The following is a 22146-nucleotide window of genomic DNA, read 5'->3' as shown; positions in this document are numbered from 1 at the left end:
ACGGTCATTGTGTCCGTATGCGCGCTGCCCGGGTCCGCGGTCTCAGAGCCCGTACCGCTCCCGGGCCTCCTTGACCGAGGCCGCGCCGACCTCGCCGCGGCGGGCCAGCTGGGCCAGGGCCGCGACCGTGAGCGAACGGGCGTCGACGCCGAAGTGGCGGCGGGCCGCGTCCCGGGTGTCGGAGAGGCCGAAGCCGTCCGTGCCGAGCGAGGACCAGTCCTGCTCCACCCACTGGCTGATCTGGTCCGGGACCTGACGCATCCAGTCGCTCACCGCGACGACCGGACCCGGTGCGCCCTCCAGCGCCTGGGTCACGTACGGCACCCGCTGCTCCCCGCGGAGCAGCGCGGCGTCGCACTCCAGCGCCTCGCGGCGCAGCTCGCCCCAGGAGGTGGCGGACCAGACGTCGGCCGTGACACCCCAGTCCGAGGCCAGCAGTTCCTGCGCCTCCAGGGCCCAGTGGATCGCCGTGCCGGAGGCCAGCAGCTGCACCCGCGGCGCGTCCGCGGAGGCGGGCGTGCCCTCCTTGAAGCGGTACAGGCCCTTGACGATGCCCTCCTCGACGCCCTCCGGCATCGCGGGCTGCGGCTTCGGCTCGTTGTAGACCGTCAGGTAGTAGAAGACGTTCTCGGCCTCGGGGCCGTACATCCGGCGCAGACCGTCCTTGACGATCACCGCGATCTCGTACGCGAACGCCGGGTCGTAGTTGAGCGAGGCCGGGTTCGTGGCCGCGATCAGCTGCGAGTGGCCGTCCGCGTGCTGGAGGCCCTCACCGGTCAGCGTCGTGCGGCCCGCCGTGGCGCCGACGATGAAGCCCTTGCCGAGCTGGTCGGCGAGCTGCCACATCTGGTCGCCGGTCCGCTGCCAGCCGAACATCGAGTAGAAGATGTAGAAGGGGATCATCGTCTCGCCGTGCGTCGCGTACGACGTCGAGGCGGCGATGAAGTCGGCCATGGCCCCGGCCTCGGTGATCCCCTCGTTGAGGATCTGGCCGTCCTTGGCCTCCTTGTAGTACATCAGCTGGTCGCGGTCGACCGGCTCGTACGTCTGGCCCAGCGGCGAGTAGATGCCCGCCGAGGGGAACAGCGACTCCATGCCGAAGGTGCGTGCCTCGTCCGGGACGATCGGCACCCAGCGCCTGCCGGTCTGCTTGTCCCGCATGAGCTCCTTGACCAGGCGGACGAAGGCCATGGTGGTGGCCATCTCCTGCTTGCCGGACCCCTTCTTGAGCGCGGCGAACGCGCGCTCCTCGGGCTGCGGCAGCTCCACCGCGTGGACCCGGCGGGCCGGAGCGGGGCCGCCGAGGGCGGCGCGGCGCTCCTGGAGGTAGCGGACCTCGGGGGAGTCGGCGCCCGGGTGGCCGTAGGGCACCAGGCCGTCGGCGAAGGCGCTGTCCGGGATCGGCAGGCCGAGCAGCTCGCGCATGTCCTTGAACTCGTCCACCGAGAGCTTCTTCATCTGGTGGTTGGCGTTCTTGGACTCGAAGCCCTTGCCGAGCGTGAAGCCCTTCACGGTCTGCGCCAGGATCACGGTCGGCGCGCCCTTGTGCGCCAGCGCCGCCCGGTAGGCCGCGTACACCTTGCGGGCCTCGTGGCCGCCGCGCGAGGTGTAGAAGCATTCGGCGATCTTCGCGTCGGTGAGCAGCTTCGCCAGTTCGGCGAGGGCGGGCTCGGCACCGAAGAAGTGCTCGCGGATGTACGCGACATCGCGCGTGGCGTACGTCTGGAACTGCGCGTCCGGGACCTCCCGGAGGCGGCGGACCAGCGCACCGGTGGTGTCCAGCTGGAACAGCTCGTCCCAGGCGGTGCCCCAGAGCGTCTTGACGACGTTCCACCCGGCGCCGCGGAAGGCCCCCTCCAGCTCCTGGACCACGCGGAAGTTGGCGCGGACCGGGCCGTCGAGGCGCTGGAGGTTGCAGTTGATGACGAAGGTCAGGTTGTCGAGCTGCTCACGGGCCGCGAGGGCCAGGGCGGCGGTCGACTCGGGCTCGTCCATCTCGCCGTCGCCGAGGAAGGCCCAGACGTGCGAGTTCGACGTGTCCTTGATGCTGCGGTTGGCCAGGTAGCGGTTGAAGCGCGCCTGGTAGATCGCGGAGAGCGGGCCGAGGCCCATCGACACGGTGGGGAACTCCCACAGCCAGGGCAGCCGCCGCGGGTGCGGGTAGGAGGGCAGGCCGTCGCCGCCCGCCTCCTGGCGGAAGTTGTCGAGCTGCCGCTCGCTCAGCCGGCCGTCGAGGAAGGCGCGGGCGTAGATGCCGGGGGAGGCGTGGCCCTGGATGTAGAGCTGGTCGCCGGAACCGTCCCCCTCCTTGCCGCGGAAGAAGTGGTTGAAGCCGGTCTCGTACAGCCAGGCCGCCGAGGCGAAGGTGGCGATGTGGCCGCCGACGCCGAAGCGGGAGCCACGGGTGACCATCGCGGCCGCGTTCCAGCGGTTCCAGGCGGTGATCCGGGACTCCATCTCCAGATCGCCGTCGAACTCGGGCTCGGCGGCGGTCGGGATGGAGTTGACGTAATCGGTCTCCAGCAGCTTGGGCAGCGCGAGACCGGCGCCCTCGGCGTGCTCCAGCGAGCGGCGCATCAAGTACGCGGCGCGGTGCGGGCCGGCGGCCCTGGTGACGGCATCCAGGGAGGCCGCCCATTCGGCGGTCTCCTCGGGGTCGCGGTCCGGGAGCTGATCGAGCTCGCTCGGAAGCTTTCCTACGGGGTCGGTCATGATCGCCGCCTTCCGGAGTGGGAGGGGGGTGGAGAAGGCCCTGACTGGCAGGACAGGGCGATCGGGCGGTGAGCCCGCGAAGTGAACTGTAAGGGGCCGATCGATGATCGATCAAAGGGTGAAGGGCAAAACTTCTCGATATGAAGAAATTGGCATTCGGTGCCGCGAAACGGGGCACGGAGTGACGGGATTTACGGCGCAAAAAGGGCGCCTGCCTGCACGGACGAGCGCCCCTCGCGACAGATGCGTGCGGCTCCGGCGGCCCCTAGGGTCTTTCGTTTGGATCAGGCTGGATCAGGGAGCGGGGGCTGGTGCGTGCAGCTGCAAGGCGGAGGAAGGAGCCGACGCGGAGCGTCGGTGACTGACGACAACGCGGCAGATGTGCGTGCCGGCCCCCGCGAGCCCGGCATGATCCAAACGAGAGGCCCTAGGCGCGCGGGGCGCACCCGAGGACGTGTGCCTTGGCCAGCACCCCGATGTCCGGGTCCTTGCGCAGGAACGCCTCGATGAGCGCCTCGTGCTCCTCCGCGTACGACTTCTGCACCGTGCCCAGCCAGCGGATCGACAGGGCCGTGAACACCTCGATGCCCAGCCCCTCCCAGGTGTGCAGCAGCACCGCGTTGCCCGCCGCCCGCACCATCTCGCGGTGGAATCCCACGGTGTGCCGGACCTGCGCCTCGCCGTCGGCCAGTCGGTCCGCCTCGTAGAGGGCCGTCACGTGCGGGGTGAGCCGGGAGCAGTCCTCACCGAGGGCCGGGGCCGCCAGCTCCGCCGCGATCTGCTCCAGACCGGCCCGCACCGGGTAGCTCTCCTCCAGGTCGGCGGCGGTGAGATTGCGGACCCGGACGCCCTTGTTGGGGGCCGACTCGATCAGCCGGAGCGTCTCCAGCTCCCGCAGCGCCTCGCGCACCGGCGTCTGGCTGACCTCCAGCTCGGTGGCGATGCGGCGCTCCACGATCCGCTCACCGGGCTTCCAGCGCCCGCTGACGATCCCCTCCACGATGTGCTCGCGGATCTGTTCGCGCAGCGAGTGGACGACGGGCGGGGTCATGAGGGCTCCTTCGGGACGAACCGGTGCTTCCGCGTCATCACGGCGGCCGGGGCGACCGGCGGTGTCTGGGGCGTGACCTAGACAATACGGCGGCGCCCCCGCCCGGATGTGCTCCGGACGGGGGCGCCGCTGGTGAGGCTGGTTACAGCCGCCGCGTTCAGAGGCCGAGCTCGACCTCGAACTCGCCGGCCTCCAGGATCGCCTTGACCGAGGTCAGGTAACGGGCGGCGTCCGCGCCGTCCACCAGACGGTGGTCGTAGGAGAGCGACAGGTACGTCATGTCGCGGACACCGATCACGGTGCCCTCCTCGGTCTCGATGACCGCCGGACGCTTCACCGTGGCACCGATGCCCAGGATGGCGGCCTGGTTCGGCGGCACGATGACGGTGTCGAAGAGCGCACCGCGCGAGCCGGTGTTGCTGATGGTGAAGGTGGCACCGGACATGTCGTCCGGGGTCAGGCCGCCACCACGGGCCTTGCCGGCCAGCTCGGCGGTCTTCTTGGCGATGCCCGCGATGTTCAGGTCGCCCGCACCCTTGATGACCGGGGTCATCAGGCCCTTCTCGGCGTCCACGGCGATGCCGATGTTCTCCGAGTCGAAGTACGTGACGGTCGAGTCGTCCTCGTTGATCCGGGCGTTGACGACCGGGTGGGCCTTCAGCGCCTGGGCCGCCGCCTTGACGTAGAACGGCATTGGGGACAGCTTGACGCCCTCGCGGGCGGCGAACGCGTCCTTCGCCAGGTTGCGCAGCTTCATCAGCTTGGTGACGTCGACCTCGACGACCGTGGTCAGCTGGGCCTGCGAGTGCAGCGCCTTCATCATGTTGTCGCCGATGAGCTTGCGCATGCGGGTCATCTTGACCGTCTGGCCGCGCAGCGGGGACGCCTCCAGCTTCGGCGCCTTCTTCGAGGCGGCCGGAGCGGCGGGGGCGGCCGGAGCCGGGGTCGCGGCGGCGGCCTTGGCGGCCTCCGCGGCGGCGACGACGTCCTGCTTGCGGATACGGCCACCGACACCGGTGCCCTTGACCGCGCCCAGGTCGACGGCGTTCTCGGCGGCGAGCTTGCGGACCAGCGGGGTGACGTACGCGCCGTCGTCACCGGAGGGCGCGGCCGGGGCAACCGGGGTGACCGGAGCCGGGGCGGCCGGAGCCACCGGAGCGGCCGGAGCCACCGGAGCCGGAGCGGCGACCGGGGCGGCGGGCGCCACCGGGGCCGGAGCCGGAGCGGGGGCGGCCGGGGCCACCGGAGCCGGAGCGGCCGGGGCCACGGGCGCCGGAGCGGCGGCGGGCGCCGGAGCGGCCGGAGCCGGGGCAGCCGCCGGAGCGGCACCGGGGGCACCGATGACGGCGAGCTTGGCACCGACCTCGGCGGTCTCGTCCTCGGCGACGACGATCTCCAGCAGCACGCCGGAGACCGGGGCCGGGATCTCGGTGTCGACCTTGTCCGTGGAGACCTCCAGGAGGGGCTCGTCCTCCGTGACCTCCTCGCCGACCTCCTTCAGCCAGCGGGTGACGGTGCCCTCGGTGACGCTCTCGCCGAGCGCCGGAAGGGTGACGTCGGTACCGGCGGCGCCACCGGCCGGTGCGGCTGCCGGAGCCTCGGCCGCGGGGGCCGGAGCGGCGGCGGGGGCCTCGGCGGCAGGCGCCGGGGCCGGGGCCGGGGCGGCCGCGGGCTCGGCGGCCGGAGCCGCGGCGGGCGCACCCGTGCCGTCGTCGATGATGGCCAGCTCGGCGCCGACCTCGACGGTCTCGTCCTCGGCGACCTTGATGGACGCCAGAATGCCCGCTGCGGGGGCCGGGATCTCGGTGTCGACCTTGTCGGTCGAGACCTCGAGAAGCGGCTCGTCGGCCTCGACGCGCTCGCCCTCGGCCTTCAGCCAGCGGGTGACAGTTCCCTCGGTGACGCTCTCGCCGAGCGCCGGAAGGGTTACGGAAACCGACATGGTTTCAGTTGCTCCTTACGAAAGTGCGGAAGTAGGTCGTCGTCGCGCCCGGTCGACTGGATCAGTCGTGGGAGTGAAGCGGCTTGCCGGCCAGGGCCAGGTGGGCCTCGCCCATCGCTTCGTTCTGGGTCGGGTGGGCGTGGATGAGCTGCGCGACCTCGGCGGGCAGCGCCTCCCAGTTGTAGATCAGCTGGGCTTCGCCGACCTGCTCGCCCATACGGTCACCGACCATGTGGACGCCGACCACGGCACCGTCCTTGACCTGGACGAGCTTGATCTCGCCCGCGGTCTTGAGGATCTTGCTCTTGCCGTTGCCCGCGAGGTTGTACTTCAGAGCGACGACCTTGTCCGCGCCGTAGAGCTCCTTGGCCTTGGCCTCGGTGATGCCCACGGAGGCGACCTCGGGGTGGCAGTACGTCACCCGCGGGACACCGTCGTAGTCGATCGGAACGGTCTTCAGACCGGCCAGCCGCTCCGCCACCAGGATGCCCTCGGCGAAGCCGACGTGCGCGAGCTGGAGCGTCGGGACCAGGTCACCCACGGCGGAGATGGTCTCCACGTTGGTCCGCATGTACTCGTCGACGAGGACGTAGCCGCGGTCCATCGCGACCCCGGCCTCCTCGTAGCCCAGGCCCTGCGAGACCGGGCCGCGGCCGATGGCGACCAGCAGCACCTCGGCCTCGAAGGTCTTGCCGTCGGCGAGGGTCACGCGGACGCCGTCCTGCGTGTACTCGGCGCTCTGGAAGAACGTACCGAGGTTGAACTTGATGCCGCGCTTGCGGAAGGCGCGCTCAAGGAGCTTCGAGCTGTTCTCGTCCTCGACCGGGACCAGGTGCTTCAGGCCCTCGATGATGGTCACGTCGGTGCCGAAGGACGTCCACGCCGAGGCGAACTCGACGCCGATGACGCCGCCGCCCAGCACGATCGCGGACTTCGGGACGCGGTCCAGCTTCAGCGCGTGGTCCGAGGAGATGATGCGGTTGCCGTCGATCTCCAGGCCCGGCAGCGACTTCGGCACGGAGCCGGTCGCGAGCAGCACGTGGCGGCCCTGGACGCGCTGGCCGTTCACATCCACCGAGGTGGGGGAGGAGAGCCGTCCCTCACCCTCGATGTAGGTGACCTTGCGCGAGGCGATGAGACCCTGCAGGCCCTTGTACAGGCCCGAGATCACGTCGTCCTTGTACTTGTGGACGGCCTCGATGTCGATGCCCTCGAAGGTGGCCTTGACACCGAACTGCTCCGACTCGCGCGCCTGGTCGGCGATCTCGCCGGCGTGCAGCAGGGCCTTCGTGGGGATGCAGCCGTTGTGCAGGCAGGTGCCGCCGACCTTGCCCTTCTCGATCAGAGCGACGTCCAGGCCCAGCTGAGCCCCGCGCAGGGCCGCGGCGTAACCGCCGCTACCGCCGCCGAGGATCACTAGGTCGAAAACGGTGCTGGCGTCGTTCGCCACGTCACGTCCTCCATGCATGTGCGCCGTACGCCGGGCCCCGTCGCTGGGGGATGACCGCCGGTCGGCTGGTGTTCGGCCGCTGTGTGTTTTTCGGCCCTGTGGTGGGGGCCCTGTCCTGCCGAGAACCCATCTTCGCACTTGTTGACGGTGAGCGGGACGCGGGGCCCGGGTCCGGGACGGATGATCATCCGTCCCGGGCGGTTACCACCGCGTAGACGCCTGCGGATTTCGTTGAGAGCGAAACCCGCCGGATTTCCGCGCGGTGGTGCCGTCGGAGCAACGCGTACGGCCCCGGGCCTATGCCCGGGGCCGTACGTCAGGCTCGCGGCGTCAGGTTCCCGATGCCGGCTTGTGGCCTCGGGTTCATGACCTCGGGCTCATGACCTCAGCCGAGGTCGCCGTCGGCGGTGCGCTCGGCCAGCCTGACCAGCGTGCGGACCGCGGAGCCGGTGCCGCCCTTCGGCGTGTAGCCGTACGGAGCGCCCTCGTGGAACGCCGGGCCCGCGATGTCCAGGTGCGCCCAGGCGATGCCCTCGCCCACGAACTCCTTCAGGAAGAGCCCGGCCACCAGGCCGCCGCCCATCCGCTCGCCCATGTTGGCGATGTCGGCGGTCGGGGAGTCCATGCCCTTGCGCAGGTCGGCGGGGAGCGGCATCGGCCAGGAGGCCTCGCCGACCTCCTCGGCGATCTCGTGGATCGAGGTACGGAAGGCGTCGTCGTTCGCCATGATGCCGAAGGTGCGGTTGCCCAGCGCCAGCACCATCGCGCCGGTCAGGGTCGCCACGTCGACGATCGCGTCCGGGTTCTCCTCGGAGGCGCGGGTCAGCGCGTCGGCGAGGACGAGACGGCCCTCGGCGTCCGTGTTCAGGACCTCGACGGTCTTGCCGCTGTACATGCGCAGCACGTCACCCGGGCGGGTGGCGTTGCCCGACGGCATGTTCTCGGCGAGCGCCAGCCAGCCGGTGACGTTGACCCGCAGGCCCAGGCGCGCGGCCGCGACGACGGCGGCGAACACGGCGGCGGCGCCGCTCATGTCGCACTTCATCGTCTCGTTGTGACCGGCCGGCTTCAGCGAGATGCCGCCCGAGTCGTAGGTGATGCCCTTGCCGACCAGGGCCAGGGTCTTCTCCGCCTTCGGGTGCGTGTACGCCAGCTTCACCAGGCGCGGGCCGTGCGTGGAGCCCTGGCCGACGCCCATCAGGCCGCCGAAGCCGCCCTTGACGAGCGCCTTCTCGTCCAGGACCTGCACCTTGATGCCGTGCTCCTTGCCCGCGGCGGTGGCCACGGCGGCGAAGGACTCGGGGTACAGGTCGTTCGGCGGGGTGTTGATCAGGTCGCGGGCGCGGTTCATCTCCTCGGCCAGCGCGATCGCGCGCTCGGCGGCGGCCTTGAACGCCTTGTCGCGCGGCTTGGCACCGAGCAGGGCGACCTCGGCGAGCGGCTGCTTCGCGCCGTTGCCGTTCTTCTTGCCCTTCGGGGCGAGCTTGTTCTCGCCCTGCTGGTACGCGGTGAAGGCGTACGCGCCCAGGAGCGCGCCCTCGGCGACCGCCCCGGCGTCCTCGGCGGACTCGGCCGGGAGCGCGAAACCGGCCTTCTTCGCGCCGGACAGGGTGCGGGCGGCCGAACCGGCGGCGCGGCGCAGCGCCTCGGCGCCGTACGCTTCGCCCTTCTCCGGGGCGGAGCCGAGGCCGGCCGCGATGACGACCGGGACCTTCAGTCCCTCGGGCGCGGGGAGCTTGGTCACCTCGCCCTCGGCACCGGTGGCGCCCAGGGCCTCGAGGACGGCGGCGAGCTTCCCGCCGAACGCCTGGTCCACGGCCTCGGCGCCCGGTGCGAGCACCGGACCCTTGGCGCCCTTGGCGACCCCGACGACGAGTGCGTCGGCGCGCAGCGTCGCCGCCCCGGCAGTGCTGAGAGTGAGAGCAGTCACGGTGGTGAAATCTCGCTTCCGTTGAGTTCCATGGTGGTCGAGGGATGGGCCGACCGTGCCCGGCGCATCGTAGACGCCCCCGCGATGTGCCGGGAATGAGCCTACGCGCGCCTTTGCGGTGGGATCACGGCGGCGGGCCGTCGATGGCTCGAAGCGGCTTCGGTTCCCCGGCCCCCGTGCGGCCTGGCCGGGCCGGGCACCGTAAGGTCGGCGGCGGAACGGGACCGACCAGGGGGGACCATGCACGCCCGTGGGGCCGCACGCCTGAGGGCGGGCGCACTGCTGCTGACCCTGACCGCCCTGCTGTCCGGCTGCACCTCGGCACCGGAGCCGGCGCCGGAGCCCGCCGCCAGGGATCACTGGCGGCCGGAAGCGGGCCTCGGCTGGCAGTGGCAGCTCTCCGGCCCGCTCGATCCGGCGGTGGACGTCCCGGTGTACGACATCGACGGCTTCGACCACGGCACCGCCGCCGTCGACGGCCTGCACCGCCGGGGCCGCAAGGTGATCTGCTACCTCTCCACCGGCGCCTGGGAGGAATTCCGCCCGGACGCCGGGAAGTTCCCCGCCCGGGTGCTCGGCAGGGGAAACGGCTGGAAGGGCGAGCGCTGGCTCGACATCCGGCGCACCGACGTCCTGGAACCGCTGATGGAGAAGCGGATCGCGATGTGCGCGCGCAAGGGCTTCGACGCCGTCGAGCCCGACAACATGGACGGCTACCGAAACCGCACCGGCTTCCCCCTGACCGCCGCCGACCAGCTGCGCTACAACCGGCTCATCGCCGAGATCGCCCACCGGCACGGACTCGCCGTCGGCCTGAAGAACGACCTCGGCCAGATCCCCGAGCTGGAGCCGGACTTCGACTTCGCGGTCAACGAACAGTGCGCGCAGTACGGCGAATGCGCGAAGCTCTCCCCGTTCGTGAAGGCGGGCAAGGCCGTGTTCCACGTCGAGTACGAGCTGCCGGTCACCCGGTTCTGCGGCCAGTCGCGGCGGCTGGGGCTCAGCTCCCTGCTGAAGAAGTACGAACTCGGCGCATGGCGCCAGGAGTGCCCGCAGCCCCGCGGCTGAAGGCCGGTCCGGGAGGGCCTAACCGAACGTCAGCACCACCAGCACCGCTGTCGCCGCGGTCTCGGCCAGGGCGCCGAACACATCACCGGTCACCCCGCCGAACCGCCGTACACACCGCCGCAGCAACAACTGGGCCACTCCCAGGGCCGCCACCGCGGCCACTGCGTGACGCGCCGCCCCGTACCCGCCGAGGAGCGCCCCCGCCCCCGCGCACCCCGCGACCACCACGGCCCCGGCCAGCGCCGCGCCCCGCACCGTCACCGTGCCCGCCACCGCCGCGCCCAGCCCCTCCGGACGGGCCGCGGGCACGCCCCGGCAGGAGGCCAGGGTGAGCGCCAGGCGGGCGGCCACCGCCGCGACGGCCGCCGCCACCGCGCCGTCCGCCCAGCTCCGCGCGTACAGCTCCTGGAGCGCCGCGACCTGGGCCAGCAGCACGAACAGCAGGGTGATCACACCGAACGGCCCAATGTCCGACTGCTTCATGATCCGCAGGGCCTGGTCGGCGGGCTTGCCGCTGCCCAGGCCGTCGGCCGTGTCCGCGAGACCGTCCAGATGCAGCCCCCGGGTCAGCGCCGCGGGAACCGCGGCCGAGGCGACGGCGGCCAGCAGCGGGCCCGAGCCGAGCAGCAGCGACAGGCAGCCGGCCGCCGCCGCGAGCACCCCCACCACCAGCCCGGCGAGCGGCGCGCAGAGCATCCCGGTCCGGGCGGTCTCCCGGTCCCAGCGGGTGACGCGGACGGGGAGCACGGTCAGGGTGCCGAAGGCGAAACGGACGCCGTGGCTGTTCAGGGAGGTCACGGCGCGCAGGCTAACCGCTGCGTCCGGCCGATAGATTGCCCGTAACGCAATGAATCAATACAAGGTCGACTTATCGGGAGTGGGTGGCATGGGTCACTGGTTCGACCGGAACATCGTCGAGCCGGGAAAGCTGCCGCTGCTTCTCGCCCTGGCCGCCTTCGTCCTCACCTTCGCCGTCACCCGGGTCATCACCCGCATGATCAGGGCGGGCAAGGGCCCGTTCCGCGACATCACCCCCGGCGGTGTGCACATTCACCACGTGGTCCCCGGCGTGGTGCTGAGCGTCGTCGGCGGCTTCGGCGCGGTCGCCAGCGGACGCCACGGCGTCACCGCGGGGATCTGCGCCGTGGTCTTCGGCGCGGGGGCGGGGCTGGTGCTGGACGAGTTCGCGCTGATCGTGCACCTCGACGACGTGTACTGGACCGAGGAGGGCCGCCGGAGCGTGGAGGTGGTCGCCCTCACCGCGGCGCTCGTCCTGCTGGTGCTGGCCGGGTTCTCACCGCTCGGCGTGAACGAGGTGAGCAGCGACGAGGAGCAGGGACGGCTCGGGGTCCTGCTGACCGTGGCCGTGAACTTCTGCTTCGTCCTGACCGCCCTCTTCAAGGGCAAGGCGCGGCTCGCGGTCATCGGCACGCTCGTCCCGTTCGTCGCCCTGTTCGCGGCCATCCGGCTGGCCCGGCCCGGTTCGGTGTGGGCGAAGCGCTTCTACCGTGACCGTCCCCGGTTCCGCGCCCGCTCCCTGCTGCGTGACTACCGCCACAACGTGCGCTGGGCGGGCCCCGAGCGCAGGCTTCAGGACCTGATCGGCGGCGCTCCGGACCGGGTGCCGCTGTCCGGGCGCGCTCCCTGAGCCCGGCGCCGGTCCCGGCGCCCCGTACAGGCGCACAGCGCGAGTACCGCGGCGATCGCCACCAGGTGCTCCTTGCCCGCCAGGTTGTCCTTCACGGCCACCTCGACGGCCATCGCGGTGATCACCAGGGCCCCGGTGAAGCGGGCCCGGTGGACGTAGCAGACGTAGACGGCGAGGCCGACCACCGCGGCGGACGGGCCGGTGTCCGCGATCCGGGCGTCGGCGTCCGGCAGCCCGAACGGTGTGCCGGGGCCGAGCGCGACACCGGTCCGCGCGTACAGCGTGCCCGCCAGCGTCGCCAGGTACGCGATCATCAGCGTGCGCCACCGGCCCAGGCAGATCTCGGCCGTCCCGAACACCACCAGGATCTGCGCCAGCGCTCCCCAGACCGGCAGGTCCGGCGCCGGTACGAACAGCGACAGAGGTGTCCGTGCCAGCGCCGCCCACCACGGGTCCTCGGCCCGCACCGCCCCGAGCGTCCGCACCGGCCCAAGGCCCCACGGCTGGTTCTGCGCCACGTGGAGCAGCGCGGTCAGGCAGACCGCGGCGAGTGTCATCGGCACCGCCCGCAGCCGCTTCTCCACGAGCTCCGCGCGGACGGTCCCCGCCAGCGGGCCCCACTCCCGGCGAGCCGCTCCGCGCAGCGCGCGCGGGGGTCTCATCCACCGGTCCCGAGATGCGAGCGGTGCAGCCACTTGGGCAGTCCGGGCGCCTCCAGGAACCCTTCGGCGCGGCCCGCCGCGACACCGATGCGCAGCAGGTCCGCACTCCTCTCGAACAGCATGAACCGTGGCTCCCAGATCGGCCGGTACTTGGCGTTGGCGCGGTACAGCGACTCGATCTGCCACCACCGGGAGAAGAAGCTGAGCAGCGAGCGCCACAGCCTCAGCACCGGTCCGGCGCCGAGCCGTGAACCCCGCTCGAAGACGGACCGGAACATCGCGAAGTTCAGTGAGACCTGGGTGATCCCGATCTCGTCGGCACGCCGGAGCAGCTCGATGACCATGAACTCCATCAGCCCGTTCTCGGAGTCCCGGTCCCGGCGCATCAGGTCCAGCGACAGCCCGCCCGGCCCCCACGGTACGAAGCTCAGCACCGCCCGCAGCCGGCCCGGCGCACCGTCCGCGCCCGGGGCGTCCCGGCACTCCAGCATCACGCACTGCCCGTCGGCCGGATCCCCGAGCCGCCCCAGCGCCATCGAGAAGCCGCGCTCGGTCGCCCCGTCGCGCCAGTCGTCGGCCCGCCGCACCAGCTCGGCCATCTCCGCCCCGGGGATGTCCGCGTGGCGGCGTACGGTGACCTCGTACCCGGCCCGCCGGACCCGGTTGTACGCCTGGCGGACGGTGCGCATCGCCCGCCCCTCCAGGGTGAACTCGGCGGTCTCCACGATCGCCTCGTCGCCCAGCTCCAGGGCGTCCAGGCCGTGCCGGGCGTAGATCGTGCCGCCCTCCTCGCTCACCCCCATCGCGGCCGGGATCCAGCCGTGCTCGCGGGCCTCGGCGAGCCAGGGGGCGATCGCCCCGGGCCAGGCCTCCGGGTCGCCGATCGGGTCGCCGGAGGCGAGCGAGACCCCGCCCACCACCCGGTAGGCCACCGCGGCCTTCCCGGTCGGGGACCAGATGACGCTCTTGTCCCGGCGCAGCGCGAAATAGCCGAGGGAATCCCGTTCGCCGTGCCGGTCGAGCAGCGCACGCAGCCGGGCCTCGTCCTCGGCGGTGAGCGGGTCGACCGCCCGGCGGGAGCGGAACGCCGCGTACACGACGGCGATCAGCAGCAGGGTGGAGAGCACGTTGACCGAGACGTTGACCCAGGACGGGGTGCTGATCCCGGGGAAGGCGGCGTCGTTGTCGGCGACCGAGACCAGCCGCAGCGCCCCGTACCGCCAGCGGTCCAGGAAGGACGCCCGGTCGCCGTGCGGCGCGGTGTTGGTGAGGGTGACCAGGCCCGCGGCGATCAGCGAGGTGACCAGCAGCCCGCCCGCCGCGACGGCGGCCGCCAGCTTCGGGTTGGACCGGTCGCCCTTCGCGTAGAACTCGCGCCGCCCGAGGACGAGCGCCAGCACGAAGGCGGCGGTCAGCCCCAGCGAGACCCAGTTCTGCGCGTACCGCCGGACCTCGGGGAACAGCAGAGCCAGGGCGAAGACCAGCAGGAACAGACTGCTCACCACCAGGTTCAGGATCCAGGCGGCCCGCTTGCGGCGGCGCATGGTGATCGCCAGGAAGAGGGCGACCACCCCGGAGGAGAAGCCCGCGGTGAGCAGATAGGGAGTGAAGTAGTCCGCCGTGTTGTGGCGGCGCAGGTCATTGCCGAGCGTGACCCAGACGGCGCTCAGGAAGTTGATGAACGACACGACGCGCAGGTACCAGATGGCGAAGGCCGCGCCGCGTCGCGACCGTACGGTGCTCGGTGACCGGGCGCCGTCCCGGCCAGGTGTTCCGGTGGCCAAATGGACCTCTCCCATGAAAAGCGATCATATGGGGCATCGCACTGCATGAGGGGCTACGCTGCGGCCGGTGTCCGGCGACCGCAGCACCACCGGTCCACGGGACCTCAGGTCGCGTCGTCGTACGCGGCGCCCGCCGCCTCGTCCTCGGCTTCCGCTTCCGCCTCGCGCTCGGGCAGTTCGGCCGCCAGGGCCGCGGCGGCCCGGACGAGCGGGAGGGCGAGCAGTGCCCCGCTTCCTTCGCCCACGATGACGCCGTGGTCGAGCAGCGGGTTGAGTGCCATCCGGTCCAGCGCCTTGGCCTGCGCGGGCTCACCGCTCGCCTGGCCCGCCAGCCACCAGTCCGGCGCCCGGAACGCCGCGCGCTGTCCCACCAGCGCGCAGGCCGCGGAGACCACCCCGTCCAGGATCACCGGCAGCCGCCGCACCGCGCACTGGAGCAGGAACCCGGTCATCGCCGCCAGGTCCGCACCGCCCACCGTGGCCAGCAGCTCCAGCTGATCCCCGAGGACCGGCCGGGCCCGCCGCAGCGCGTCCCGGATCGCCGCGCACTTGCGCATCCACGCCAGGTCGTCGATCCCGGCGCCACCGCGCCCGGTGACCACCGAGGCGTCCGTGCCGCAGAGTGCCGCGATCAGGGTGGCCGCGGCCGTCGTCCCGCCCACGCTCAGATCGCCGAGCACCACCAGATCGGTGCCCGAGTCGGCCTCCTCGTCGGCGATCGCCATGCCGAGCCGCACCGCCCGCTCGGCCTCCTCGGCCGTCAGCGCGTCCTCGATGTCGATCCGGCCGCTGCCCCGCCGCACCCGGTGCCGGACCACCGGCTCGGGCAGCAGCTCCGGGTCGCAGTCCAGACCGGCGTCGACGATCCGCACCGGCACGTCGAACTGGCGGGCCAGCACCGCGAGCGGCGTCGTGCCCTCCAGCGTGGCCCGCACCAGCTCGTACGCGCTCCCGGCAGCTCGCCCGGAGACATCCAGCGACGCGACCCCGTGATCACCGGCGAAGAGCACCACGCGCGGCCGCTCGATCGCCCTGACCGGTACGGCCTGCTGCGCGGCCGACAGCCATTCGCCCAGCTCGTCCAGGCGGCCGAGAGCACCGCCGGGAACGAGCAGCCGCTCCCGCCGTTCCTCGGCATCGCGCCGTACGCCGCCGTCGGGGCGTTCGATCAGATCGGAGAAGTCGTCCAGATTCACGGGGGTCTGCCTCGCGGGTCGATGCGTCGAGTGGGCCGGTGAGCCCGGCGGCGGGCTCACTGCGGAACAGTACCCGCAGCCCTTCCGGCCCCCGGCCGGAGCGAGGATCTTCCCCGCGGGGCCGACCGGACGGGACGCTCAGCCGCGCAACGGCACCACCTGCCCGGCCACCACCAGCAGCACCTGCTCGCACTCCCCGGCGACCGCCGCGTTCAACCGGCCCAGCTCGTCCCGGAACCGCCGCCCGGCGGCCGTCGCGGGCACCACCCCCGAGCCGGTCTCGTTGGTGACGGCGACGACCGTACGGCGGGTGGCCCGCACCGCCGCGACCAGCTCGGCGGTGCGCGCCCGCAGGGCCTCCTCGCCGCCGCCCGCCCACACCGCGTCGTCCCAGGCGTCCACCCGGTCCATCGCGTCGGTCAGCCAGAGCGACAGGCAGTCGATCAGCAGCGGCGGCCCGTCCGCCGTCAGCAGTTCCGCCAGCTCGCAGGTCTCCTCGGTGCGCCAGACGGCCGGCCGCCGCTCCCGGTGCAACCCGACCCGGGACGCCCACTCGGCGTCCCCCTCCCGGTCGCCGCCGGTGGCCACGTACACCACCTCGGGGAAGGTCTCCAGCCGCCGCTCCGCCTCCACCGACTTGCCGGACCTGGCCCCGCCCGTCACCAGCGTGCGCCGGGGCACCACCGGGGCCGCCGGATCCCCGCCCACCACCAGCGTCGTCCCGTCCGGCACGGCCCGCGCCCCGGCCGCGGCGAGCCGCCTCGCCAGCTCCGCGCCGGGCGGCGCGTCATGGTCCAGGTGGACGGCCACGATCCCGGTGGCCGGGCCGACCGCCCCCGCGGCCCGCAGCCGCGCCACCGCGTCCGGCCGCCCCACCACATCGCCGGCCACCATGTCGTACGGCTCCGCGGCCCGGCCCGTGAGACCGGCGGGCGCCGCTCCCCGGGGCAGGTACAGCAGCCGGGAACCCTCCGGCCCCACGACCTCGTACCCCGTCCCCGGCGCGTCCATCGGCACCGCCCGCACCCGGTGCCCGCTGATCAGCGTGAGCTCACGGCCGTCCGGCACCCGCCCGGCGGGCGGCAGCCCCGCGGGCAGCTCCACGGCGGGCCCGTCGTGCGGATGGGTGAGCAGCACCTGCCGCACGCCGCTGAGCGAGTGACCCGAACGGGCCGCGGCGAACGCGGCGCCCGGGGTGAGATCGAGCAGCAGCGCGCCGTCGACCAGCAGCGCGGTCGACGCCCGCGCACCCGCCCCACGGGCGAGGGCGCAGGCGGCGCAGGGACATTCGGGCCGCGGCAGCCCGTCGGGGGCTCCGGTGCCGAGCAGAGTCAGTTCCACGCCTTGATCCTCCCGCGTCCGCGCGCCCGGTGCGCGACCTGGGCACGTCCGTACGGGTGCGGGCCCGGTCCGCACGGCCACCCCAGGCACTAGGCTGCGGGGCATCCCGATGACTCCAGGAGGCGGACATGGCGTGGACGTGGCGGTTCGAGAAGCCCGACGGCACGGAGACGGAGCCGTCCCTCCAGCCGGAGGAGTTCACCACCCAGGGCGACGCGGAGTCCTGGATCGGTGAGCACTGGAAGGAACTCCTCGACGGCGGGGCGGAGCAGGTCACGCTCTTCGACGACGGGACGAAGGTCTACGGCCCCATGAGCCTCAGCGCCGACCAGGGCTGACCCACGGCCGCGGCCCGGACCCGCCGGTGCGGGGCCGGACCGCGGCGGCCGGGCAGACCCTGAGGGCTGTCCCGTCATCCCTGGCGGGCGTGCGACGACAGCCACGGCGCCTCGCCGCGCCGCCGGAACACCCGGATACATCCCGTATTCGGGCGTCCCTCCGCCTTGCGATCGATGCACCGCGTCTGACGCCGCACGCTGATCCGCCAGGGATTCCCGGGACAGCCCTCAGACCTCGCCCAGAGTGACCTTGGCCGTCCGTTCCCTGCCGTCGCGCAGATAGGTCACCGTCACCTTCTCGCCCGGCTTGTCCGCGGCGAGCGCCTCCTGCAGCGAGGTGATCGTGGTGACCGGCTGGCCGTCCAGCCCGGTGATGATGTCACCGGCCCGCAGCCCCGCCGTATCGGCCGCGCCGCCCTTCGCCACACTGACCAGCGCCACCCCGGCAGGCTGGTAGCTGTCGTCGACGACCGTACGTCCGGTGATGTCCAGGGCCGCCCGGCCCGAGTCGACGACCCGGCCGTTCTTGATGATCTGGTCGGCGACCGTCCTCACCATCGACACGGGGATCGCGAACCCGATGCCCGGCGCCGCGCTGCCGCCCAGCTCCGGATCGGTCGCCGCCAGGGTCGGGATGCCGATCACCTCACTGTCCAGGTTGACCAGCGCGCCCCCGCTGTTGCCCGGGTTGATCGCGGCCGAGGTCTGCACCATGTTCGCGATCGTCGCGCCGGTGCCGCCGCCCGCCCGGCTCTCGCTGACAGTCCGGCCGAGCGCCGAGACGATGCCCTGGGTGACGCTGGAGGACAGCCCGAGCGGCGAGCCCATCGCCAGGACGATCTGCCCCACCTCGACCTTCGTCGAGTCCCCGAACCGCGCGGGCTTCAGCCCGTCCGGCACCTGGTCGAGCTTGATCACCGCCAGATCCTGTTCCGGATAGGCCGACACCAGTGAGGCGCTCACCACCTTCTCGCCGGTGGCGACGGTGACCTTGAACGCCGTCGCGCTGCCGACCACATGGGCGTTGGTGACGATGTGGCCCTCGGTGTCGTAGACGACCCCCGAGCCCAGCCCCTCGGGTGCCTCGATCTGCACGACCGACGGCAGCACGTCCTCGATCACGGTCTGGTATTCGTTCTGCAGATCGCTGATGGCCCCGGAGGGGGAGGCCGCGGTTCTGGCCCCGGTCCGCGACGCGTCGGAATCCGAACTGCCGGGCCCGGTCCTCGACGAGGACGAGCCGGAGGACGGGTCCGAGCAGCCGCTCACCAGGGCGAGCGCGCAGAGACCGGCGGTCAGGAGGAGCAGCGTTCGGCGGGCGGGGCCCTGCGTGGGGGAGGCATCCATGTCTGGATTGTTGCCTTCGGTCCGGCTTTCGGCCCGTTGGGTACGCCCTGTCGGGTGCGGCCGAGGCGCACCGGTGCGGCCTCGCTCAGCCCCGTACGCCGCACAGGTGCAGCAGCGCGGCGACCCGGCGGTACGGGTCCGTCCGCCCGGCGCGGTCCTCCGCGGCCAGTACCTGCTCCAGCTCGGTGGCGGCTGGCAGCTCCACGTCGTTGCTCACGTTGTCGGTGAAGACGCGCACCCCGTACCAGGCGTGCAGCGGCGCCGCGATCCCGGCGAGGGTGGCCGTGAGGGAATCCAGCCGGTCCGCCCGCACCACGAGGCCCAGCCGGTTGGTGTACGTGTCCGTGTCGAAGGCGGCCAGCGCCGCGTCCCAGTCCCCGGCGGTCCCCGGGCGCATGGCCAGCGCGTCCGCGTTCCGTACCAGCAGCGACAGCAGCCCGCCCGGGGCCAGCATCCGGGCCAGGCCCGCGAGCATCGCGTCCGGCTCCCGCACATACATCAGCACCCCGTGGCAGAGCACCACGTCGAAGCTGCCGGGCAGGAAGTGCACCCCGGTGTCCAGGCCGTTGCCCTCGATGAGCCGGACCCGCTCACGGATGCCCGCGGGCTCGCCGCCCAGTGCCTCCCGGGCCACCTTCAGCATCTCGGGGTCGGACTCCAGCCCGGTCACCGTGTGTCCGGCCCGTGCCAGGCGCAGCGCCTGGGTGCCCTGGCCGGTGCCCACATCGAGCACCCGCAGCCGCTGCCCGACCGGGAAGCGCGCGGCTATCTGCTCGTCGAGCTGCCGGGCCACCAGCTCCTGGCGGACGGTGTTGCGCAGTCCGCCGAGCCCCTTCAGCCACGCCGGGGAACCCCCGGTGAACCCGCTGACGGGAATCGGCGGGGCATCACCCGGCCGGCCGGCGGACGGACCGCCAGCCGAGCCGGAGATGTGCGTACTCAGGGCCGCTCTCCACGCTTGACCTGCGGCTTCGGCAGCCGGAGGCGACGCATCTGAAGCGTGCGCATCAGGCCGTAGGCAACCGCGCCACGCTTGGGCGTATCGGGGAAGCGCTCCTTGAGCTGCTTCTTGAGACGGATCGAGAGCCCGATCGAGTCGAGCACGATCAGTACGATCACGACGAGCCAGAGCAGCAGCGAGATCGTCTGGATGTTCTGGATCTGGATGACGCTGAGGATCAGGATGATCACGGCCAGCGGCAGGAAGAACTCCGCGATGCAGAAGCGCGAGTCCACGTAGTCACGGACGAAGCGCCGCACGGGGCCCTTGTCGCGGACCGGCAGATAACGCTCGTCCCCGTTGGAGAGCGCCTCGCGCTGCTTGGCCAGGTCCGTACGGCGTGCTTCTCGCTGCCGCCGCATCGCCTCCTTGCGGTCGAGCGGCGCGCCACTGGAGGCGCGACGGCGCTGCGACTGGGCGTCGCTGCGCTTGGGGGTGGGGCGACCCTTGGGAGCCTGCGGGTCGCGGGGCTGCGTGGAGAGGTCCGCCGTCACCTTGCCGGTGGGCGCCTTCTCTTCCTTCGAACGGCTACGGAACACAAGGTCCAAGGGTACGGGTTCGATCGCGGCGGCCCCAGACCGGCCGGGAACGATCCGGCAACGGCCTGCGTCCTGCCCGGTGTACCAGGTGTCCGGTACGGGCGGCCGTTCCGGGCTTCCCCGGCCCGCGCCTACTCCCTGGGCCGGAGCGGTGACCCGGAGCAGTCGTCCTTGGGGAGGAGCACATCCGTGCTCGAACAGTGCGGTAATAGAGACAGGGCCCGTAGTGTGGGTTCTGTTGGAGTGCTGGAGCTCAGTCCGTCAGAAGGGGGCGCGCGAAGCCCATGAGCGGTGTCATGAAGCGTATGGGGATGATCTTCCGCGCGAAGGCAAACAAGGCCCTTGACCGGGCCGAGGATCCGCGCGAGACCCTCGATTACTCGTATCAGAAGCAGCTCGAACTGCTGCAGAAGGTACGCCGCGGAGTCGCCGACGTGGCGACCTCGCGCAAGCGGCTGGAATTGCAGCTGAACCAGCTGCAGGGCCAGTCCGCCAAGCTGGAGGACCAGGGCCGCAAGGCGCTCGCGCTCGGCCGCGAGGACCTGGCCCGCGAGGCGCTGTCCCGGCGCGCCGCGCTCCAGCAGCAGGTCACCGACCTGGAGACGCAGCACTCCACGCTGCAGGGCGAGGAGGAGAAGCTCACGCTCGCGGCCCAGCGCCTCCAGGCCAAGGTCGACGCCTTCCGCACGAAGAAGGAGACGATCAAGGCCACCTACACCGCCGCCCAGGCGCAGACCCGGATCGGCGAGGCGTTCTCCGGCATCTCCGAGGAGATGGGCGACGTCGGCCTCGCGATCCAGCGGGCCGAGGACAAGACCCAGCAGCTCCAGGCCCGCGCCGGTGCCATCGACGAGCTGCTCGCCTCCGGCGCCCTGGACGACCCGACCGGCACGGCGAAGGACGACATCGCCGCCGAGCTGGACCGCATCTCGGGTGGCACGGACGTGGAGCTGGAGCTCCAGCGCATGAAGGCCGAGCTGGCCGGCGGCTCCACTTCGCAGCAGGCGATCGAGGGAGGACCGCAGGACGCCGCCCAGCGCCAGTCCTCGCAGTCCCCCCACAGGTTCGACAAGAGCTGAGGCAGCGTCATGATCGTACGGATCATGGGGGAGGGCCAGGTCGCCCTGGCCGACAGTCATCTCGCCGAGCTGGGCAAGCTCGACGACGAACTGCTCGCCGAGGTGGAGAGCGGTGACGGACCGGGCTTCCGCGGCACCCTCCACGCACTCCTCGCCCGGGTGCGCGAGCTCGGCACGGCACTGCCGGACGACGCTCTGGAGCCGTCCGAGCTGATCCTGCCGTCGCCCGACGCGACCCTCGACGAGGTGCGCGCCATGCTCCGCGACGACGGCCTGATCCCCGGCTGACGACCGGGCCCGTTCCAGCATCCCTTCGTGCCCCGTGTCCGGTCTGCCGGACACGGGGCACGGGTGTGTCCGGCACGGGGCGTGCGGTGCGTGCGGTGCGGACACGGGGGCGCCCGTGTGCGGAAGGGCGGGCCGTTCCCGTAAGCGGGCGCGGGGCGTTCCGGCCCCGGAGTCCGGCGACGTGTGCGCGCCAGCCCCCGTTACCGGTACGGGCGGACGCGGGCGGGGCCCTAGACGGCGCTGGTCGGGGCGTTCCGTTCCAGGCGGGCGCCCAGGGTGGCGGCGAAGTCCTCGGCGCGGGCCAGCTGGATCCGCAGCTTCTCCACCTGCTCGGTGGCGGTCTGCTGGTAGGTCCGCACCCGCTCCAGCAGCACCTCGCGCTCGGCGTCGTGGAGAGCGTCGCCGCTGTCCAGGCGGTCGGTGGCGTCCAGCAGGTCGCGCATTTGTTCCAGGGTGAAGCCGAGCGGCTTCATCCGGCGGATGACCATGAGGCGGGCGACGTCGGTCTCGGTGTAGAGGCGGAATCCGCCCTGGGACCGGGCGGAGGGGATGACCAGGCCGGTCTCCTCGTAGTGCCGGATGGTGCGCAGGGACAGCTCCGTCCGCGCGGCGACCTCGCCGATCTGCATGTGCTTGTCGTCCACGCCGTTCTCCTGGCTCTTCCCGTCGTGGCGGGCCGCGTCCCGCCCCGACCCCCCCCCACTCGACCCCCACGGTTTGGGTGTGGTGTTGTAGGTGGGGGGGCCGGGGAGTGCCGCGACGTCCCCCCCA

19 protein-coding genes are annotated in these 22146 nt (G+C 72.3%); 5 read left to right on the top strand and 14 right to left on the bottom strand.

Features of this window, described 5'->3' with window-relative positions; genetic code table 11:
• Positions 1 to 42: 42 nt before the first annotated feature.
• From aceE to ACFVWY_RS20440, 5 genes are all read right to left on the bottom strand, one after another.
• Positions 43 to 2712: a pyruvate dehydrogenase (acetyl-transferring), homodimeric type gene (gene aceE / locus ACFVWY_RS20460; RefSeq protein WP_389874227.1), complete on the bottom strand. Its 2670-nt coding sequence runs from the start codon at positions 2710 to 2712 to the stop codon at positions 43 to 45.
• 427 nt (positions 2713 to 3139) lie between these two features.
• On the bottom strand, positions 3140 to 3763 hold the full coding sequence (locus ACFVWY_RS20455; RefSeq protein WP_376686305.1) for a GntR family transcriptional regulator: 624 nt from the start codon (positions 3761 to 3763) through the stop codon (positions 3140 to 3142).
• A gap of 157 nt (positions 3764 to 3920) precedes the next feature.
• A complete protein-coding gene (gene sucB / locus ACFVWY_RS20450) occupies positions 3921 to 5705 on the bottom strand; it encodes a 2-oxoglutarate dehydrogenase, E2 component, dihydrolipoamide succinyltransferase (protein WP_389874224.1) in 1785 nt (594 codons plus the stop codon).
• A gap of 61 nt (positions 5706 to 5766) precedes the next feature.
• Positions 5767 to 7155 carry a dihydrolipoyl dehydrogenase gene (gene lpdA / locus ACFVWY_RS20445; RefSeq protein WP_389874222.1) on the bottom strand — a complete coding sequence of 463 codons (1389 nt, stop codon included), beginning with the start codon at positions 7153 to 7155 and terminating at the stop codon, positions 5767 to 5769.
• Between the two features lie 385 nt (positions 7156 to 7540).
• Positions 7541 to 9085, bottom strand: a complete 1545-nt coding sequence (locus tag ACFVWY_RS20440) for a leucyl aminopeptidase (RefSeq protein ID WP_389874218.1) — start codon at positions 9083 to 9085, stop codon at positions 7541 to 7543.
• Positions 9086 to 9325: 240 nt separating this feature from the next.
• Here ACFVWY_RS20440 and ACFVWY_RS20435 point away from each other — a divergent pair, with 240 nt between their 5' ends.
• Positions 9326 to 10153 (top strand): endo alpha-1,4 polygalactosaminidase, encoded by an 828-nt coding sequence (locus ACFVWY_RS20435; protein WP_389874216.1) that lies wholly within the window; start codon positions 9326 to 9328, stop codon positions 10151 to 10153.
• Positions 10154 to 10171: 18 nt separating this feature from the next.
• Here the strand turns inward: ACFVWY_RS20435 and cobS are convergent, their stop codons facing one another.
• Entirely contained in the window at positions 10172 to 10951 is a 780-nt protein-coding gene (gene cobS / locus ACFVWY_RS20430) for an adenosylcobinamide-GDP ribazoletransferase (RefSeq protein WP_389874214.1), read from the bottom strand.
• A gap of 88 nt (positions 10952 to 11039) precedes the next feature.
• Between cobS and ACFVWY_RS20425 the strand changes: the two genes are divergently transcribed.
• Positions 11040 to 11801: a hypothetical protein gene (locus tag ACFVWY_RS20425; RefSeq protein ID WP_389874211.1), complete on the top strand. Its 762-nt coding sequence runs from the start codon at positions 11040 to 11042 to the stop codon at positions 11799 to 11801.
• Here ACFVWY_RS20425 and ACFVWY_RS20420 read toward each other — a convergent pair.
• The 4 genes from ACFVWY_RS20420 to ACFVWY_RS20405 form a co-directional block, all read right to left on the bottom strand.
• Positions 11744 to 12463 carry a hypothetical protein gene (locus ACFVWY_RS20420; RefSeq protein ID WP_389874208.1) on the bottom strand — a complete coding sequence of 240 codons (720 nt, stop codon included), beginning with the start codon at positions 12461 to 12463 and terminating at the stop codon, positions 11744 to 11746. The two genes, ACFVWY_RS20425 and ACFVWY_RS20420, sit on opposite strands and share 58 nt — an antisense overlap.
• A complete protein-coding gene (locus tag ACFVWY_RS20415) occupies positions 12460 to 14262 on the bottom strand; it encodes a phosphatidylglycerol lysyltransferase domain-containing protein (protein WP_389874206.1) in 1803 nt (600 codons plus the stop codon). The genes ACFVWY_RS20420 and ACFVWY_RS20415 overlap by 4 nt, the downstream gene beginning before the upstream one ends.
• 89 nt (positions 14263 to 14351) lie before the next feature.
• On the bottom strand, positions 14352 to 15443 hold the full coding sequence (gene cobT / locus ACFVWY_RS20410) for a nicotinate-nucleotide--dimethylbenzimidazole phosphoribosyltransferase (RefSeq protein ID WP_389874203.1): 1092 nt from the start codon (positions 15441 to 15443) through the stop codon (positions 14352 to 14354).
• Between the two features lie 138 nt (positions 15444 to 15581).
• Complete coding sequence (locus tag ACFVWY_RS20405) at positions 15582 to 16784, bottom strand: bifunctional adenosylcobinamide kinase/adenosylcobinamide-phosphate guanylyltransferase (RefSeq protein WP_389874200.1); 1203 nt, start codon at positions 16782 to 16784, stop codon at positions 15582 to 15584.
• Positions 16785 to 16912: 128 nt separating this feature from the next.
• Between ACFVWY_RS20405 and ACFVWY_RS20400 the strand changes: the two genes are divergently transcribed.
• Complete coding sequence (locus ACFVWY_RS20400) at positions 16913 to 17122, top strand: hypothetical protein (RefSeq protein WP_389874197.1); 210 nt, start codon at positions 16913 to 16915, stop codon at positions 17120 to 17122.
• 228 nt (positions 17123 to 17350) lie between these two features.
• Here the strand turns inward: ACFVWY_RS20400 and ACFVWY_RS20395 are convergent, their stop codons facing one another.
• The 3 genes from ACFVWY_RS20395 to ACFVWY_RS20385 all read right to left on the bottom strand — a co-directional run bounded on the left by ACFVWY_RS20395 (position 17351) and on the right by ACFVWY_RS20385 (position 20008).
• Positions 17351 to 18469, bottom strand: a complete 1119-nt coding sequence (locus tag ACFVWY_RS20395; RefSeq protein WP_389874194.1) for a S1C family serine protease — start codon at positions 18467 to 18469, stop codon at positions 17351 to 17353.
• A gap of 85 nt (positions 18470 to 18554) precedes the next feature.
• Positions 18555 to 19262, bottom strand: coding sequence for a class I SAM-dependent methyltransferase (locus tag ACFVWY_RS20390; protein ID WP_389874191.1), 708 nt, complete (start codon positions 19260 to 19262; stop codon positions 18555 to 18557).
• Between the two features lie 146 nt (positions 19263 to 19408).
• Positions 19409 to 20008: a DUF3043 domain-containing protein gene (locus ACFVWY_RS20385; RefSeq protein ID WP_389874188.1), complete on the bottom strand. Its 600-nt coding sequence runs from the start codon at positions 20006 to 20008 to the stop codon at positions 19409 to 19411.
• 296 nt (positions 20009 to 20304) lie between these two features.
• Here ACFVWY_RS20385 and ACFVWY_RS20380 point away from each other — a divergent pair, with 296 nt between their 5' ends.
• Positions 20305 to 21087, top strand: coding sequence for a PspA/IM30 family protein (locus ACFVWY_RS20380; protein WP_376686290.1), 783 nt, complete (start codon positions 20305 to 20307; stop codon positions 21085 to 21087).
• 9 nt (positions 21088 to 21096) lie between these two features.
• Positions 21097 to 21375, top strand: a complete 279-nt coding sequence (locus ACFVWY_RS20375; RefSeq protein WP_389874185.1) for a hypothetical protein — start codon at positions 21097 to 21099, stop codon at positions 21373 to 21375.
• A gap of 230 nt (positions 21376 to 21605) precedes the next feature.
• Here ACFVWY_RS20375 and ACFVWY_RS20370 read toward each other — a convergent pair whose 3' ends face one another.
• Positions 21606 to 22019, bottom strand: coding sequence for a MerR family transcriptional regulator (locus ACFVWY_RS20370; protein WP_389874182.1), 414 nt, complete (start codon positions 22017 to 22019; stop codon positions 21606 to 21608).
• Positions 22020 to 22146: the final 127 nt, after the last annotated feature.

The organism is Streptomyces sp. NPDC058195, from assembly GCF_042883525.1.
In the GTDB taxonomy this organism is placed as follows: domain Bacteria; phylum Actinomycetota; class Actinomycetes; order Streptomycetales; family Streptomycetaceae; genus Streptomyces.
Note: the sequence above shows the minus strand (reverse complement) of the source record. Positions and strands in the feature narration are given on the sequence as shown.